The following is a 17416-nucleotide window of genomic DNA, read 5'->3' as shown; positions in this document are numbered from 1 at the left end:
GCCCATTATAAAAATAGAATCCCTTTCGAAAAAGTACAAAGAAGCAGAAATGTATTCCTTGAACAACGTTTCGCTGGATATCAACGAAGGTGAGATTTTTGGTTTATTGGGACCAAACGGAGCCGGAAAAACAACTCTCATTTCCATGCTCTGCGGTTTGATTAAACCTACTTCGGGACATTTTACAATTGATGGTCTAGACTATCAGCATCATGCTTCAAAAATCAAAAAAATCATAGGCGTTGTGCCTCAGGAATATGCTTTGTATCCTACATTGACCGCGAGGGAAAATCTGCTTTATTTTGGAAGTATGTACGGTTTGAAAGGTTCCGATTTAAAAGACAAAGTAATCGAGGCTTTGGATCTTTTAGGATTATTGAAATTTGCCGACAAACAAGTTCAGACTTTTTCGGGCGGAATGAAACGCCGTGTCAATCTGATTGCCGGAATCCTGCACAATCCGAAAGTTTTATTTTTAGATGAACCAACTGTGGGTGTCGATGTACATTCTAAAACTGCGATTATTGATTATTTGAAAGTGCTGAATCAAAACGGAACGACTATTATCTATACCTCGCATCATTTGGCTGAAGCCGAAGATTTCTGTACGCAAATCGCAATTTTAGATCAGGGACAGATTTATGCACAAAATACTCCATCAGCATTGATTGAAGATACAAAAGATGCCCGAAATCTCGAAGATGTTTTTATTTCATTAACCGGTAAAGCGTTGAGAGATGATCTATAAAATCTGGATGTCGGTAGTAAAAGAATTTCTTTTGTTAAAAAGAGATTTAGGCGGACTAATTATTTTATTTGTCATGCCCTTGGTTTTGGTCATTGCCGTAACCATAATTCAGGACAGTACTTTTAAAACGGTATCCAATTCTAAAATTCAGATTCTTTTGGTAGATAAAGACAAAGGATCTGTTTCAAAGACCGTGTTTGAAAATTTAGAAAAAAGCAAGTATTTTACCGTTGTAACACAAATCGACAATAAACCGGTTAGCGAAGAAATTGCCAGAGAAAATGTGTACAAAGGAAAATTCCAGCTGGCGATTGTAATTCCGGAAAATCTAAGTTCAGATTTACAAGCTAAAGTCGAGCAGAATGTAGAAAAAATTGTCAGCAATTTAGGTTTGGCAGACAGTACTGCAGTATCTGAACCTCAACGCATCATTAAAGAAAAAGAGGTAAAACTGTATTTTGATCCGGCTGTTCAGATGAGTTTCAAAAATGCCGTTATGAGTTCGATTGACAAAATGATTTCACAGATTGAAACCAAATCGATTTATTCGACTTTTCAAAAACAATTAGGGGAAGAAACAATCCATTTTGAGCAAAAAAACTTTATTACTTTCAAAGAAATAATTCCGAGAATCAATAACAAAGAAGTGCTTCCGAATTCGGTTCAGCACAATGTTCCGGCCTGGACACTTTTTGCGATCTTTTTTATTGTAATTCCATTATCGATCAATATTGTAAAAGAAAAAACACAGGGAACTTTTGTTCGGTTAAGAACCAATCCTGTTTCTAATTTAGTTGTGATTATTGGCAAAACCATCACCTACTCGATCATTTGCATGATTCAGTTTTATATGATGGTTGCTGTTGCAATGTTTTTATTCCCCTCAATCGGATTACCTTCTTTAAACATCGAAGGACACTTTATATTGACAAGTGTTGTAGCACTATTTTCAGGTTTCGCAGCAATCGGCTACGGAATCTTATTAGGAACTGTCGCCAGTACGCAGGAACAATCTGCTCCTTTTGGTGCCACAAGTGTAATCATTTTAGCAGCAATTGGAGGCGTTTGGGTTCCGGTTTTTGCGATGCCGAAAATCATGCAGTATATCGCAAAATCGTCTCCAATGAACTGGGGATTAGAAGCATTTTATGATGTTTTATTACGCAACAGTTCTTTCATCGAAATTATTACAAAAATAAGTTTGTTATTTTTGTTTTTCATTATTACAACCGCCATCGCCTTATTTTATGACAAAAAGAAAAGAACAGTATAACGAAGCCGCCAACCTGACCGTTTCTCACGAAATCAGAATTCGTTTTAACGAAACAGATCCGCTTGGAATCGTCTGGCACGGTCATTATATTACGTATTTCGAAGATGGACGTGAGGCTTTTGGACGTCAGCATGGACTTACTTATTTAGATATTGGCAATACTGGTTATACAACACCCATCGTAAAATCGAAATGCGAGCATAAATTGTCCTTGCGTTATGGCGATGTTGTGACAATTGAAACTACGGTTGTAGATACACCAGCTGCCAAAATGATTTACAGATTTAAAATTATAGATGCCAAAGGCGAAGTGGCCTGTACAGGAGAAACCGTTCAGGTTTTTTTAGATAAAGACGGAAATTTAATGCTAACAAATCCGCCTTTTTATGAAGAATGGAAAAGGAAAGTTGGGTTGTTGAAATAAAGTTTAACCGCAAATTCACAAATTTTCACAAATTAAAATAGTAAAATCTGAGTGAAACTTTTAGGTAAAAACAAATCAGCTTAATCTTCAACCCGAGCGATAGCGAACAGACGAAGCAAATCTGCGGGAGCTTAAAATAAATACCTACAAGGTTTAGAAAACCTTGCAGGAGAAACCGGAATTAAATGATAAAAGAAATATACATCACAGAAACAAATTGTATCACGCCTCTAGGTTTTGATGTTGAATCAAACATCGAAGCGATTCTTCGTGGTGATTCGGGAATTCAACTGCACCATGATGTTTCTTTGATGCCGAATTCATTTTATGCTTCCATTATCAGTGATGAAAAAATAAACAGTGCTTTTGCAAAAATCAGTTCTGAAACTAAATATTCCCGTTTAGAAAAAATGATGATTTTGGCTTTGGAGCCGGTTATCAAAAACTCGGGAATTGAATTAAATTCAAAAACCGCTTTTATACTTTCGACCACAAAAGGAAATGTTACCGCATTAAAAAACAATTCTGAAGAAAGTTTCAATAACGCACATTTAGATATATTGGCAAAAAATGTTGCTGAATTTTTCAACTTTCAAACACAGCCAATTGTAATTTCTAATGCGTGTGTTTCCGGAATTTTAGCCGTTTCTGTTGCTAAAAGAATGATTCAATCAGAGCTTTATGATAACATTTTTGTTGTGGCAGGCGACGAAGTTTCGGAGTTTGTTTTGTCCGGTTTTAATGCATTTCAGGCGATGAGCGAACTGCCTTGTAAACCGTATTCTAAAAACAGAACCGGAGTCAGTTTAGGAGAAGCAACCGCTGCCGTCTTAGTTTCGGCGGAAGCCAAAAACGCTAAAATAAAAGTCATTGGTGACAGTTCAATCAACGATGCGAATCATATTTCAGGTCCTTCAAGAACGGGCGAAGGTTTGTTCAGAAGTATTGAGAATGCTTTGAAAGAAGCCAAAATTGAAGCCCAGAAATTAGATTATATTTCAGCACACGGAACTGCAACTCCGTTTAACGACGAAATGGAAGCGATTGCTTTTAGCAGACTGAATCTGCAAAACGTTCCGGTTAATAGTTTAAAAGGTTTTTACGGGCACACACTTGGTGCTTCAGGATTGTTGGAAACGGTAATTGCGATTGAATCTGTCAATCAAAATAGGCTTTTTGAATCCAAAGGTTTTGATGAAATTGGTGTGAGCGAATCTATCAATGTGATTGAGAAAAATGAAGAAACCAATATTGATTTCTTTTTGAAAACAGCTTCGGGGTTTGGAGGTTGTAATACGGCTGTGGTTTTTGAGAAAGTGAAACACGAATTGCACTAATTATCACAAATTAAATTGCTGATTCTTTTAACTGTTTTAAAATTTCGAATAATTCAAACAAAAGAAATCAACTTATAATAAACGTACAAGTCCAATTCTTAAATAATAAAATGGAAAAAGAAAAAACATTCAAAACAAAAACAGGATTTTGTCATGTTCTTCCTGATCAAATAGTTTTAACCAGAGATGGAATAATTGGAAATGTTTCTAAAACAGTTGTTGGAAATAATATTTCCAGAATTTTAATTATTTATGGCGGGCTTGCTGTTTTTATGTTTTATAATGCATTTGTAAGTTTTAAAAACCAACAAAATGGTTCTGCAATATTTTATGTTTTATTTGCTGTTTTTTTGGTTTATGCAATTTTAAAAAGCTTAAATAATTCGGCTACGCCAATTATAGAAAGAAATAAAATAAAAGACACGCAATTTATAAATGGCAAAACTGGATTAACAAGATCAAGATTTGAAATTACATTTGAAGATGAGAATGGAAAGCTAAAGAAAAGATTAATTATGCTTCCCGGCTCTTTGAGTGACGGCTCGAAAGAAACTGAAAAAGCAGTAGAAATAATGAAAAGTGAAAAAATTCTTTTGACTTAGTTTTTAATAATGACTCAAAACAAAACATACATACAATCCTATATCAAAATCGAAAACAACGAAATTGTTCTCAACGGAACTTCTGTTTTCAAAACTGAACCAACCGATTTTGCAGATTTCTCCAAACAAGCCTATCGTAATTTTGAAATACAATATCCAAAATTTTTCAAAATGGATGGGTTGAGCAAACTGGCTTTTTTAGGTTCAGAACTGCTTTTGAGTCCGATAGTTTCTACTGAACAGGAAAACAATATCGCTTTGGTTCTGGCTAATAAATCGTCAAGTCTGGATACCGATGTAAAATACCAGGAATCCATTTCAGACAAAGAAAACTATTTTCCAAGTCCCGCGGTTTTTGTGTATACACTGCCCAATATTTGTTTGGGCGAAATAAGTATCCGCCATCAGCTGAAAAGTGAAAATTCTTTCTTTATATTTGATGCTTTTAACGGCGAATTTTTATCGAATTATTCCAACATTTTACTGAATACAAATAAAGCAGATTTAGTGCTTTGCGGCTGGACAGAATTTTTTAATGACAATTACAAAGCGTTTCTCTGCATCATAAGTACTGCAGAAAACGAAAAATATAAAAACGAAAATATCAATACATTATACCATAAATAATCATGGAAGCATTAAAAGCAGAATTAAAAAACAAAATCATTACAACCCTAAACCTTGAAGATATCGCTGTAGAAGATATTGCTGATAACGATCCTTTATTTGGAGACGGTTTAGGTTTAGATTCTATTGATGCACTTGAACTTATCGTAATTTTAGATAAAGATTACGGAATTAAATTAGTGGATCCGAAAGAAGGAAAATCTATTTTCCAGTCTATCGAAACGATGGCGGCTTACATTGACGCTAACAGAACGAAATAAGACTAACTTAGACTAACTTAGACTGGCTTAGATTTTTAGACTACTTAGAAAGTCCATCTAAAATCCAAGTAAGTCTGAAAGTAAAATCTAAGATGTCTAAATCTAATAATCTAAGATGTCTAAAAAATGAAAGGTGTCGCAATAACGGGCATGGGAATTATTTCAGCGATTGGGAATTCAGTCGAGGAAAATTATATTTCTTTGATCGAAAACAAAATTGGTATTTCGCGTATTCAAAATATTCCGACAGTTCATGCCGATGTCATCAAAGTTGGTGAAATCAAAAAAACCAATGAAGAACTGATTGCCGAACTACAGCTTTCTGAAAATAATAATTTTTCGAGAACCGCTATGATTGGCACTCTGGCAGCCAGACAAGCTGTTGAAAATGCAGGCATTACATCGATAAACGAATTCAGGACCGGACTGATTTCTGCCACCAGTGTGGGCGGAATGGATATGACCGAAAAGCATTATTACGATTATTTCGAAAAACCGGAACTGGTAAAATATATTACCTGCCATGACGGTGGTGATGTGGCGGATAAAATTGCCGAAGAGTTAGGTTTAAAAGGAATGGTTACGACCATCAGTACGGCTTGTTCGTCTGCAGCCAATTCGATTATGCTGGGCGCAAGATTGATCAAAACCGGAAAATTAGATCGCGTGATTGTGGGCGGTGCTGATGCTTTGGCAAAATTTACCATTAACGGTTTTAAGACTTTAATGATTTTATCGGACGATTACAACAAACCTTTTGACAACAATCGTAAAGGTTTAAATCTTGGCGAAGCAGCAGCTTACTTAGTTTTAGAATCGGATGAAATTGTGGCGAAGCAAAATAAAAAAGTGCTGGCAAGAGTTTCGGGTTACGGAAATGCCAATGACGCTTTCCATCAGACTGCATCTTCCGAAAATGGAGACGGTGCATTTTTGGCCATGAAAAAAGCATTTGACGTTTCAGGTTTAAAACCTTCTGAAATTGATTACATCAACGTTCATGGAACCGCAACACCAAACAACGATTTATCTGAAGGGCGTGCTTTAAAAAGAATTTACGAAAACGAAAAAGTTCCCGATTTCAGTTCGACAAAACCTTTTACAGGTCACACTTTAGCGGCGGCCGCAGCAATTGAAGCAGTGTACAGCGTTTTGGCCATTCAAAATAATGTGGTTTATCCGAATCTAAATTTCGAAATTCCAATGGAAGAATTCGATTTAAAACCACAGACTACTTTAAAAAATAAAACTATTGAACATGTTCTTTCTAATTCTTTTGGATTTGGAGGAAACTGTTCCACCCTTATATTTTCAAAAAGCTGATGAGTAAAAAAACATATATAAATGGAGTAGGCTGTATTTCGACTCAAAAAACATTTGATACAGTTTTTTTGGAAGAAGCGGTTGTAAATCATAACGAAAATGTACTGGCAATTGTTCCGCCGGCGTACAAAGAATATATTTCTCCAGCTGCCAGCAGAAGAATGGCAAAAGGGGTAAAAAACGGAATCGTAGCTTCGGCTCTGGCCATGAAAGATGCGAATGTTGAAAATGTTGATGCCATTATTACCGGAACTGGTTTAGGATGTATCGAAGATTCTGAAAAATTCCTGAAAAGCATTTTAGATAATAATGAAGAGTTTTTAACCCCGACTTCGTTTATTCAATCGACTCACAATACAGTTGGCGCACAGATTGCACTTTTACAGCAATGCAAAGGTTACAATTTTACTTACGTGAATGGCGCGGTTTCTTTTGAATCGGCTTTGATTGATGCAAAAATGCAGATTGAAGAAGAGGAAACTAATTCTATTTTAGTTGGGGGCGTTGATGAAAATGGAGATTACACTACTGCCCTTTTCAAATTAAACGGAAGAATCAAACAAGACAATGCGGCTCCATATGATGTTTTAACTTCTACTACAAGCGGTGCCGTTTATGGAGAAGGCGCTAGTTTTTTTGTTTTAGAAAATGAAAGAAAAGACAATACTTACGCTGAACTTTTGGATGTTGCTATTATCAATACTTTAGAAGAAAACGAGATTGAAAGTGAAATTTTATCTTTCCTGAAATCGAATAATTTAGAGATCTCAGATATTGATGCTTTAGTCTTAGGCTTTGACGGAAATACATCTTTCGAAAATTATTATAAAAATCTGAGCGAAAACACTTTTGCAAACACTCCGGTTTTGTATTACAAACATTTAAGCGGCGAATACGATACGGCTTCGGCTTTTGCATTTTGGATGGCTGCTAAAATTTTGAAAATACAGGAAATTCCTGAAATCGTAAAAGTGAATTCGGCTTCAAAACCGTTTTACAAAACCATTTTATTATACAATCAATTAAACGGAAAAAACCATAGTTTTACGCTGCTGTCAAAATGATAACGCATAAAAACATATCGCTGTTTTTTATCTTTTTGTTGCTTTTAGTATTTCTTCTGAATCTTTATACTGCAATAAATCTGTGGTTCTTTTTTGCTATAATTTTTATCTGGATCGGAATAAATGCTTTCGGTTCTGCCAGGATTTCATCTAATTATCATGTAAAGGCTTTCTGCGGTAATCCATTAGAAACAGAGAAAAAAATCGCACTTACTTTTGACGACGGTCCAAGTGAATTTACTTTAGAAGTTTTAGAACTTTTAAAAAAATACAATGCAAAAGCGACTTTTTTCTGCATTGGAAAAAATATTGAAAATCATCCTGAAATTGTAAAACAAATTATCGCCGAAGGTCATTTGGTGGGAAATCATTCGTATTCGCATTCTAAGTTTTTTGATTTTTATACCGAACCAACGATAAGAAAAGAGCTCCAGAAAACAGATAAACTTCTGGAAAAATTCACTTCCAAAAAAATAAACTTTTTTCGTCCTCCTTATGGGGTTACAACACCATCAATTGGCAGAGCTTTAAAAATCACCGGTCATAAAGTAATCGGCTGGAATATTCGCTCGCTTGACGGTGGATTAAAAAATGAAAAATTAATTTTGAATCGAATTAAAAAACGGGTTTCTCCCGGCGGAATTGTACTTTTGCACGACACGGCGCCACACTCTGTTTTGATATTGGAACAGTTTTTGCAATTTTTGCAGCAAAACAATTATCAGGTCGTTTCGATTGAAGAACTATTGAATCTTAAAGCGTATGAAAATTGAACGCTGATAAAACAGATTCGCTAAAGCGAAAACACAGATAAAAACTGATTTTATTCTTACAAAATATGAAAACTAAAATAGCACTACTAATTCTCTTTATTTCAGGCAATTTGTTTGCTCAGGAACAAAAAATGACTCCTGCCGAAATAGCCTCATTTAAAGAAGATGTGAATGTTGTCTCCAAAAAAATTAAAAGTTTAAATACTGATTTTGTGCAATACAAACATTTGGATTTTTTGTCGAAAGACATTGAAACGTCCGGAAAGATGTTTTTCAAGGAACCGGCGTTATTGTCCTGGCAATACAAGAAACCATACAATTACAGCATCGTTTTCAAAAACGGAAAAATCCTGATTAACGACGAAGGAAAGAAAAGTGCCGTTGATATTGGAAACAGCAAAATCTTTGCCCGCATCAATAAATTAATTGTGGGAAGCGTGAGCGGAAATATGTTTGATGACAAAGAATTTACGATTTCATATTTTAAATTAAAAGGACAAAATCTGGCGAAGTTTATTCCGAAAGATGCGACACTGAAAAAATACATCAAACAAATCGAACTGACTTTTGATAAAGAAGAAGCCACTGTTGTTCAGGTAAAATTATTGGAATCATCTGACGATTATACCCGAATTGTATTAAAAAATAAAGTAATCAATGCAAAAATCGACGATTCAGTTTTTACTAATTAATTGTTTTCTGGCAATTGTTTTGGTTTCCTGTGGCTCCGTCACAAAAAATTATACGCCTAAAAAATTAGATAAAACGACGATTGAAGTTCCTTATTTCTCAGACTCCAAAACCGATTATGTTTACAAAACCAATATCTTGGTCTATGGTCACGAAATGTCCGGAATTTTCATCGCTAAAAAAATAAATGATACCACACACCGGGTCGTTTTTACAACTGAATTCGGCAACAAATTAATGGATTTTGAAATTTCTGAAAACGATTTTAAAGTCAATTCGATTGTTTCTGAACTCGACAGGAAAATCCTGATTAATACATTGGAAGAAGATTTTCGACTGCTTCTTAAAAACAAATATTTAATTCAGCAACAATTCGAAAACGAGGAAAGTAACATTTATAAATCGGCAGACGGGAAACGTGACAACTATCTTTTCTTCTCCAAAAAAGATCAAAAATTAGAAAAAGTAGTCCGCTCCTCTAAAACAAAAGATAAAATAACAATTACTTTTACTTTAGAAAACGATATTTTTGCTAAAAAAGTAGTCATTTTACATCAAAATATAAAATTGAAAATTGAGCTAAATTATTTTAAATCAGAATAAAAAATAAATTAACCTAAACCAAATACACAATGAAAAAAGTAACTTTAATAATATTCGTTTTATTTATAGGTCTAATAACATCTCAGGCACAGGTAAGGGTTAGCCCGGGACTTCGAGGCGGATTAAACTTTTCTACATTGACTAATATCGATGACAACAGTACTAAAACTGATTTTTATGTTGGTGGATTAGTAGATATTAAATTCAACAGGTATTTCTCATTACAGCCTGAAATAACGTATTCAAGACAAGGTGATGAAGGAAGGTATTTTGAAAATGGCCGCTATTATTCTGAAAAATATGAGCTAAATTATATAACACTTGGAGCCGTTGCTAAATTTAACTTTGGTGGTAGTGGCTTTCATGTTTTGGCAGGACCTTCTTTAGATTTTAAAGTAGATGATAATTACATCAACTCTGATCCAGAAGGTTTTGACATGGCAATTGTTGCAGGTGTTGGTTATACATTGCCAAACGGACTGGCATTTGAAGCCAGAATTAAACAAGGATTCATTGATATTTATGGCTATGACGGAGTTGATGATGACTATTATTATGACGAAATAATTTTGAATCAGGTCTTTCAGCTTGGCATCAGTTACACTTTTAAAATGTAGTGAAATTGAATTATAAAAGTATAATAGCCCTATTTTTTATCATACAGGCACACGCACAAGTTAGTTTCAAGCCAGGAATAAGAACTGGATTGGGTTTTTCTACGATTTCGGAAACACATTCCACTTATAAAAAAGATTTTTATGTAGGTGGTTTTGGCGAAATCAGGCTGGGTAAATATTATGCTCTTCAGCCTGAGATAACATATAGCAGACAAGGTTCTGACAATGTGGTCCGAAATTACAATGATGAGAATTCAGGTACTGAAAAATTTAATAAAGAAAATTTAAGACTTGATTATTTTTCGTTTACATTGTTAAATAAGTTTACTTTTGGACCCGGTATTCAGATACAATTTGGTCCATCGGCAGATTTTCTTGTAAATCATAATTTAGTCAAAAGAAAAGATGCGAATGATTTGGCTTTTGTTACCGGAATTGGCTATCGTCTGCCATCAGGTTTAACATTTGAAGCCCGATTTAAAAAAGGTTTTTACGATATATTAGATAGTGATTATTATTACAATGATTCTAATAATAATTATCTTTTTGGCGATTATAACACAAATATTAATTTTCAATTAGGGGTTTCCTATTCGTTTGGAAAATAAAAATTATGAAAAGTAAAAATTTAGCAATTATTGCATTTTCTTTTTTTGCATTTTTAAAAATGCAGGCTCAGGTAACTTTTAAACCTGGAATTCATGCAGGAATTAACATTTCTAAAATTTCAAAAACTGATTTTGATGTGAACAGTAAAACAGATTTCTACATTGGTGGTTTTGGAGCTTTGAAATTGAGTAAATTTTATACGTTACAGCCTGAATTAACTTATTCCAGACAAGGGGCAAAAGGTACTGTCGAGGGATTTTATTATAACTTCTTACCTGACGGCCAAGCAGAAACGATAACTGAAAATAGAAATCTGGATATTTCATTACAATATTTGTCATTTATAACTATAAATAAATTTAACATTACTGAAAAGATATATCTTTTGGCTGGTCCGTTTGTTGACTTTGTAATTGGAGATGAAATCGAATATGATAAATCAAATGGATTTTTTACCTCTGTTTCAAAAGGAGAAGATATTGATTTTGGAATTATTGGCGGAGTTGGATTTAACTTCCCAAAAGGAATTGCATTCGAAGCAAGAATCAAAAAAGGGACAAGAGACGCATTTGATGATGCTAATGGAGCGGCTACTACAAATCCTAATTTGGTTTATCAAATAGGTGTGGCATATACATTTGGAAAATAAAAATTATGGTTTTAAAAGACTTTTACAAAATACTTTCGGAAGAAAAAATATCCGATTCGAAACATATTATTACGATTTTGGTTAATGAAAAACATGAAGTTTTCAAAGGTCATTTTCCGGGAAATCCGATTATGCCTGGTGTTTGCATGATTCAGATTATTAAAGAACTGACAGAGAAAATAACTCAGGAAACTTTAATGATTCAGACGCTTTCAAATGTAAAATTTATGGCACTCATAAATCCGGAGAGCACTCCGGAATTACGTCTGGAACTAGATATTGCAACAACCGAAGACAATTTGGTTAAAGTAAAAAACACAACTTATTTTAATGATACTGTTGCTTTAAAACTGAGCAACGTATATAAAAAACTTTAAGTATGAAACTGCTAATGACATTACTTCTACTGGTAAATTTTGCAGGCAATCCGGATCTGGCTACCATTCGAAAAATGTATGCTGACATTACAAAATCTGAAAATAATGCCAAAGAATTTGTAGCCAAACTTGCAGGCATTTCCAATAATGATGATAAAATTTTAGTGGCTTACAAAGCGGCTTCCATTTTACTGGAATCAAAATTTGAAAAAAAATTAGGCGCAAAAATTGAGCGTTTTAAAGAAGGCGCAAAATTACTTGAAGCTACAATAAAAAGTGATCCAAGTAATATCGAAATGCGAATGATCAGACTGAGCATTCAGGAAGATGTTCCGGGCATTACAGGTTACAAGAAAAATATTAAAGAAGATAAAAAATTCATAACAACGTATTATGCTTCGCAGGGTGCGGCTTTGAAAGATTATCTTAAAGACTTTGTTTTACAATCTAAAAGTTTCTCTGAAAAAGAGAAGCAATTCGTAAAATAAAGCTCAAAAAACGGCACATGAAATCACATCAGGAATTACTTAGTTCGACTAACTTTTGCGTTATTGTACCTACGTATAATAATCAAAAAACGCTAAAAAAAGTTCTGGACTCTGTTTTAAATTTCACCACAAATGTCATTATTGTCAATGACGGTTCTACTGATGCTACGAGCGAAATATTAAAATCGTATTCACAGCTTACTCAAATTCATCATCCTAAAAACTTAGGAAAAGGACGGGCGCTTAGAAACGGTTTTCGAAAAGCAATCGAAATGACATTCGAATATGCCATCACAATCGATTCTGACGGACAGCATTTTGCTGCTGATATTCCCATTTTCTTAGAAGCTATCCAAGAGGAGCCAAATGCTCTTTTGATTGGAAGCCGAAATATGACGCAGGAAAATGTGCCTAAGAAAAGTAGTTTCGGAAATAAATTTTCGAACTTCTGGTTCAGGTTTGAAACCGGAATCAAACTTGATGATACGCAATCCGGTTTTAGATTATATCCGCTTCGATTGCTACCAAAACGATTTTATACCAATAAATTTGAGTTTGAAATTGAGGTTATTGTACGTGCTGCATGGAAAGGAATTACAGTAAAAAACATTCCGATTCAGGTTTTGTACGATCCTGCAGAGCGTGTGTCTCATTTTCGTCCGTTTCGTGATTTTACCAGAATCAGTATTCTAAATACCGTTTTGGTAACAAATGCGTTGCTTTACATCAAACCAAGGGATTTTTTCAGAAGAGCAAAAAAAAAAGGTTTTAAAAAATTCTTTCTCGAGGATATTTTAGAAAGCAAGGATTCAAATTTTAAAAAATCCGCTGCAATTGCTTTAGGAATTTTTATTGGTCTTTCACCTTTCTGGGGTTTTCAGACCATTTTGCTTTTTGCTTTAGCTGCGTTATTCAGGCTCAACAAAGTCATTGCTTTTTTAACTTCCAATATTAGTTTTCCTCCTTTCATTCCTTTTATTATCTACGCTTCTCTAAAAATAGGAAGCATTTTTGTCCCTTCTGATACTTCACTTTTTTTGGACAGTTCGATGACGTTTGACGATATTCAAAAAAATGCCGCTCAATATATCGTAGGAAGTCTTATTTTAGCATCCGTTTCGGCTTTATCAGCTGGTTTAATAAGTTATTTACTTTTAACCGCTTTTAGTAAGAAACGTACAGAATAAAATTCTATGTCAATTCGCTACGAATTCTCAAATTAGTACAATTTATTCAAAATAAATTCGTGAATTTGTGGCTGAAAAATTTAAGCTATAATCATGCATCAATACTTCTACGCCATTCATTTATTTGTAAACCGACGAAAATCACTTTCGGTTTTTTTGGCTGTGCTGATGCTTTTTATTTTTGGATTTTTTGCGTCTCAAATTAAATTTGAAGAAGACATAACCAAACTCATTCCAACCAATGACAAAGCTGATGTTACGGCAAAAGTTCTCAAACAGTTAAATTTCGCAGACAAAACCACTGTCATTTTCAAACTCGAAAAAAATGGTTCTGAAGACGATTTGAAAGAAATGGCCACTGCTTTTTCGGATAGTGTTTCTAAATCCTGCAAACCTTATATTACCGGAATCCAGGGAAAAATTGACGAAGAGAATATTCAGGAAACAATCGATTTTGTTTACAATAATCTGCCGCTTTTTTTAGATGATAAAGATTATGATTCTATCGAAAAAAAAATGCAAAAAGACAGTATTGCAGCGACAGTTCAGGCAAATTATAAATCGATTATTTCACCTTCTGGCTTTGTAACAAAAGATTTTATTCTGCAGGATCCGCTTGGGATTTCGTTTATAGCTTTAAAAAAATTACAGCAATTAAATATTGGTGATGATTTTACATTGGAAAATGGTTTTGTAATGACCAAAGACAAAAAGAAATTATTGCTTTTTATCACCTCAGATATTTCATCCAGCGAAACCGAAAAAAACACTCTTTTTGCTGAAAAGCTAAAATCGATTCAGGAAAATTTAAATCAGCAGTTTAAAGGAAAAACTTCTGTCAGTTATTTTGGGTCCGCTTTGATTGCCGTTGCAAATGCCACTCAGATTAAAAGTGATATTGTCCTGACGACGACCATCGCCATGATTACGCTAATGCTGATATTAATTTTATTCTACCGAAAAATATTAATTCCGCTCATTATTTTTATTCCAACAATATTTGGCGGTTTGTTTGCCGTTGCCTTTTTATATTTTGTAAAAGAACAGATTTCGGCAATCTCACTCGGAATCGGATCTATTTTATTGGGAATCACAATTGATTATTCATTACATATTCTCACGCATTACAAACACAACAGTGACATCAAAACCTTGTATAAAGACATTACGATGCCTGTCATCATGAGCAGTTCGACTACGGCAGTTGCATTTTTATGTCTGCTTTTTGTAAAATCAGATGCACTGAATGACCTCGGAATTTTCGCTGCCGTGATCGTTATGGCATCCGCGTTTTTCTCACTTCTGATTGTTCCTCATTTATACAAACCCAAAGAAAATAATTTTGAACATAAGAAAAATGTGATCGATAAACTGGCTCATTTCTCCTTTCACAACAATAAATTTTTGATTGGCTTTTGTGTTATAATTACAATCATTTGCTTTTTTACTTATAATAATGTTGGTTTCAATAATGATTTGTCACAGCTAAATTTTGTTCCTAAAGAAATCAAAGCTGCCGAGAAACAACTGGAAGAAAGCACGAGTCTGACTTCAAAAACCATTTATGTGGCTTCGTACGGAAAAAGTATGGAAGAAGTTCTGCAACACAACAGCAAGCTTTTTACCGATTTAACAAAAGAAAAAAAAGAGAAGAAAATTTTAAATTTCAGTTCTGTTGGAGGAATTATGCTTTCGCAGAAGGAACAGCGTCAAAAAATTGAAAAATGGAATTCGTTTTGGAATGCCAGTAAAAAACAATTTTTACAATCTCAATTAATTGCGGAAGGTTCAAAACTTGGATTCAAGCCAACGACATACAATCTTTTTTTCGATCATTTAAATTTGGATTTCAAGCCCATTTCTGCTTCGGCCTATCTAAAAATTCAGGCTTTACAATTAAAAGAATTTGTAACCGAAAAAAATGGTTTTTACACGATTTCAACTTTGGTAAAAGTTTCTCCTGAACAGCGTGATACTTTTGTAAAATCGGCTTCCGCCAAAGAAAACCTGATTGCAATTGACCGCCAGCAAATGAATGAAACCTTTTTCAGCACTTTGAAAACCGATTTCAATTCGCTTGTCAATTATTCCTTTATCGCCGTGATTTTAATTCTGTTTTTCTTTTTCAGAAGAATCGAATTGGTGATTGTCAGCTGTATCCCGATTGCTTTAACCGGAATTGTTACAGCAGGAATTATGGGCATTTTTGGCATTCAGATGAATATTTTCAGTATGATTGTCTGCACTTTGATTTTTGGTCATGGAGTTGATTTTAGCATTTTTATGACAAGTGCACTTCAAAAAGAATATACTACCGGAAAAAATGAAATTGCGATTTACAGAACATCAATCATTTTAGCTGTAATCACGACAATTTTAGGAATCGGCGCCATGATATTTGCGAAGCATCCTGCACTAACTTCAATTTCATCAGTTTCGTTAATCGGGGTTTTTGCGGCACTGATTATTACGTTCATCTTCTATCCGATTCTCTTTAAACTTTTTATATCAAACCGTTCAAAAAACGGAAATCCACCTTTCGCACTACGCAGTTTTTTAAATGGTATTATATCCTTTTTTTACTACGGACTTGGCGGAATTTTAATGTCGCTTTACTGTTTGCTTATTATGCCGATTCTTCCAATAAAGGAAAAATCTAAAATGAGCGGATTCCGTTTTGTGATTTCAAAATTTATGAAATCAGTCTTGTATTCCAATCCGTTTGTGGTCAAAAAAGTGATTAATCCTTTTCATGAAAATTTTGAAAAACCAGCCATAATTATTGCCAATCATGCATCATTTTTAGATACGCTGACAATCGGAATGCTGACTCCGAAAGTCATTTATTTAGTAAATGACTGGGTGTACAACTCCCTGTTTTTTGGCCCAATTGTTAAAAAAGCAGGTTTTTATCCCGTTTCAAAAGGGCTTGAAAACGGCGTTGAGCATTTGCGCCAAAAAGCAAAAGAAGGGTATTCGATAATCATTTTTCCTGAAGGAACTCGTTCTGAAAGCAATCAGATTAAACGTTTTCATAAAGGTGCTTTTTATCTTGCTGAAGAATTAAATTTAGACATTCTTCCAATTTTAATTCATGGTGTTTCGGAAGTCTTGCCAAAAGGCGATTTTATAATTTATGACGGCAGTATTACCATTTCTATTTTAGAAAGAATAAGTCCTGATAATCATTCTTTTGGAAAAAATTATGCTGAAAGAACCAAACAGATTAGTGCCTTTTTTAAATCTGAATTCTCTAAAATACGTCAGCAAATTGAAGGATCTGATTATTTCAAAAAAATGCTGATTCATAGTTATGATTACAAAGAAATTGAAGTGGTAAAAAGTGTAAAAGAAAATCTGAAATCAAATCTAGAAACCTATTATCATCTAAACCGGTACATTTCGGCGAAAGCCAAAATCCTGCATTTAGCAAATGATTTCGGGCAATTAGACGTTTTACTTACTTTGCAGGAACCGCAGCGAAAAATTGATTCGTACATTTCTGATGAAGAAAAAAGAGAGGTTGCCAAAACCAATTACATCGCCCAAAAAAGAAAAATATCGTATCTGGATCAATTAGAATTAACAAATGGGGAGTATGATGTTACATTGATTTCAGATGAAAACTTTGAGCATTTTTCGAAAATTACGAGTGCTTCTTCTATAATTTTGATTGGTTCTTCCCGTTTAAAAAATAAAGTAACTGACTTGGGTTTTGATTCTGTTTTAGAAGAAAATAATATCATCATTTTAAAGAAAAATTAA

The 17416-nt window shown here is 34.0% G+C and carries 19 protein-coding genes; all 19 read left to right on the top strand.

Annotation, left to right across the window (positions count from 1 at the left end; genetic code table 11):
• Positions 1-49: 49 nt before the first annotated feature.
• The 19 genes from OZP09_RS13040 (at position 50) to OZP09_RS12950 (ending at position 17416) form a co-directional block, all read left to right on the top strand.
• Entirely contained in the window at positions 50-748 is a 699-nt protein-coding gene (locus OZP09_RS13040; RefSeq protein ID WP_269237877.1) for an ABC transporter ATP-binding protein, read from the top strand.
• Positions 738-2021: an ABC transporter permease gene (locus OZP09_RS13035; RefSeq protein WP_281309502.1), complete on the top strand. Its 1284-nt coding sequence runs from the start codon at positions 738-740 to the stop codon at positions 2019-2021. Before OZP09_RS13040 ends, OZP09_RS13035 begins: the two co-directional genes overlap by 11 nt.
• On the top strand, positions 1996-2445 hold the full coding sequence (locus OZP09_RS13030) for an acyl-CoA thioesterase (protein WP_269234157.1): 450 nt from the start codon (positions 1996-1998) through the stop codon (positions 2443-2445). The genes OZP09_RS13035 and OZP09_RS13030 overlap by 26 nt, the downstream gene beginning before the upstream one ends.
• Positions 2446-2630: 185 nt before the next feature.
• The gene (locus OZP09_RS13025) at positions 2631-3782 is read left to right on the top strand and encodes a beta-ketoacyl-[acyl-carrier-protein] synthase family protein (RefSeq protein ID WP_269234155.1); all 1152 of its coding nucleotides are present in this window, start codon (positions 2631-2633) and stop codon (positions 3780-3782) included.
• 110 nt (positions 3783-3892) lie between these two features.
• Complete coding sequence (locus OZP09_RS13020; protein WP_269234154.1) at positions 3893-4384, top strand: phosphoribosylaminoimidazolesuccinocarboxamide synthase; 492 nt, start codon at positions 3893-3895, stop codon at positions 4382-4384.
• A 9-nt stretch (positions 4385-4393) separates the two neighbouring features.
• A complete protein-coding gene (locus tag OZP09_RS13015; RefSeq protein WP_269234152.1) occupies positions 4394-5011 on the top strand; it encodes a beta-ketoacyl-[acyl-carrier-protein] synthase family protein in 618 nt (205 codons plus the stop codon).
• Between the two features lie 2 nt (positions 5012-5013).
• On the top strand, positions 5014-5271 hold the full coding sequence (locus OZP09_RS13010; RefSeq protein ID WP_135223264.1) for a phosphopantetheine-binding protein: 258 nt from the start codon (positions 5014-5016) through the stop codon (positions 5269-5271).
• A 126-nt stretch (positions 5272-5397) separates the two neighbouring features.
• Complete coding sequence (locus tag OZP09_RS13005; protein WP_281309501.1) at positions 5398-6594, top strand: beta-ketoacyl-[acyl-carrier-protein] synthase family protein; 1197 nt, start codon at positions 5398-5400, stop codon at positions 6592-6594.
• Positions 6594-7658, top strand: coding sequence for a beta-ketoacyl synthase N-terminal-like domain-containing protein (locus tag OZP09_RS13000; RefSeq protein WP_269234149.1), 1065 nt, complete (start codon positions 6594-6596; stop codon positions 7656-7658). Before OZP09_RS13005 ends, OZP09_RS13000 begins: the two co-directional genes overlap by 1 nt.
• On the top strand, positions 7655-8431 hold the full coding sequence (locus OZP09_RS12995; protein ID WP_269234148.1) for a polysaccharide deacetylase family protein: 777 nt from the start codon (positions 7655-7657) through the stop codon (positions 8429-8431). The genes OZP09_RS13000 and OZP09_RS12995 overlap by 4 nt, the downstream gene beginning before the upstream one ends.
• A 65-nt stretch (positions 8432-8496) precedes the next feature.
• On the top strand, positions 8497-9123 hold the full coding sequence (lolA2, locus tag OZP09_RS12990; RefSeq protein WP_269234146.1) for a flexirubin biosynthesis/transport protein LolA2: 627 nt from the start codon (positions 8497-8499) through the stop codon (positions 9121-9123).
• Complete coding sequence (gene lolB2 / locus OZP09_RS12985) at positions 9089-9724, top strand: flexirubin biosynthesis protein LolB2 (protein ID WP_269234145.1); 636 nt, start codon at positions 9089-9091, stop codon at positions 9722-9724. Before lolA2 ends, lolB2 begins: the two co-directional genes overlap by 35 nt.
• Before the next feature lie 29 nt (positions 9725-9753).
• Positions 9754-10341 carry a porin family protein gene (locus OZP09_RS12980; protein ID WP_281309500.1) on the top strand — a complete coding sequence of 196 codons (588 nt, stop codon included), beginning with the start codon at positions 9754-9756 and terminating at the stop codon, positions 10339-10341.
• Positions 10342-10346: 5 nt separating this feature from the next.
• Positions 10347-10949: an outer membrane beta-barrel protein gene (locus OZP09_RS12975; RefSeq protein ID WP_269234143.1), complete on the top strand. Its 603-nt coding sequence runs from the start codon at positions 10347-10349 to the stop codon at positions 10947-10949.
• Between the two features lie 5 nt (positions 10950-10954).
• Entirely contained in the window at positions 10955-11599 is a 645-nt protein-coding gene (locus OZP09_RS12970; protein ID WP_269234141.1) for an outer membrane beta-barrel protein, read from the top strand.
• Between the two features lie 5 nt (positions 11600-11604).
• On the top strand, positions 11605-11976 hold the full coding sequence (locus OZP09_RS12965; RefSeq protein ID WP_025571873.1) for an ApeI family dehydratase: 372 nt from the start codon (positions 11605-11607) through the stop codon (positions 11974-11976).
• Positions 11977-11978: 2 nt separating this feature from the next.
• Positions 11979-12464, top strand: a complete 486-nt coding sequence (locus tag OZP09_RS12960; RefSeq protein WP_281309499.1) for a hypothetical protein — start codon at positions 11979-11981, stop codon at positions 12462-12464.
• 17 nt (positions 12465-12481) lie between these two features.
• A complete protein-coding gene (locus OZP09_RS12955) occupies positions 12482-13651 on the top strand; it encodes a DUF2062 domain-containing protein (protein ID WP_281309498.1) in 1170 nt (389 codons plus the stop codon).
• Positions 13652-13744: 93 nt separating this feature from the next.
• The gene (locus OZP09_RS12950) at positions 13745-17416 is read left to right on the top strand and encodes a 1-acyl-sn-glycerol-3-phosphate acyltransferase (RefSeq protein WP_281309497.1); all 3672 of its coding nucleotides are present in this window, start codon (positions 13745-13747) and stop codon (positions 17414-17416) included.

The sequence above is a fragment of the Flavobacterium flavigenum genome, assembly GCF_027111255.2.
Classification (GTDB): Bacteria; Bacteroidota; Bacteroidia; order Flavobacteriales; family Flavobacteriaceae; genus Flavobacterium; species Flavobacterium flavigenum.
Note: the sequence above shows the minus strand (reverse complement) of the source record. Positions and strands in the feature narration are given on the sequence as shown.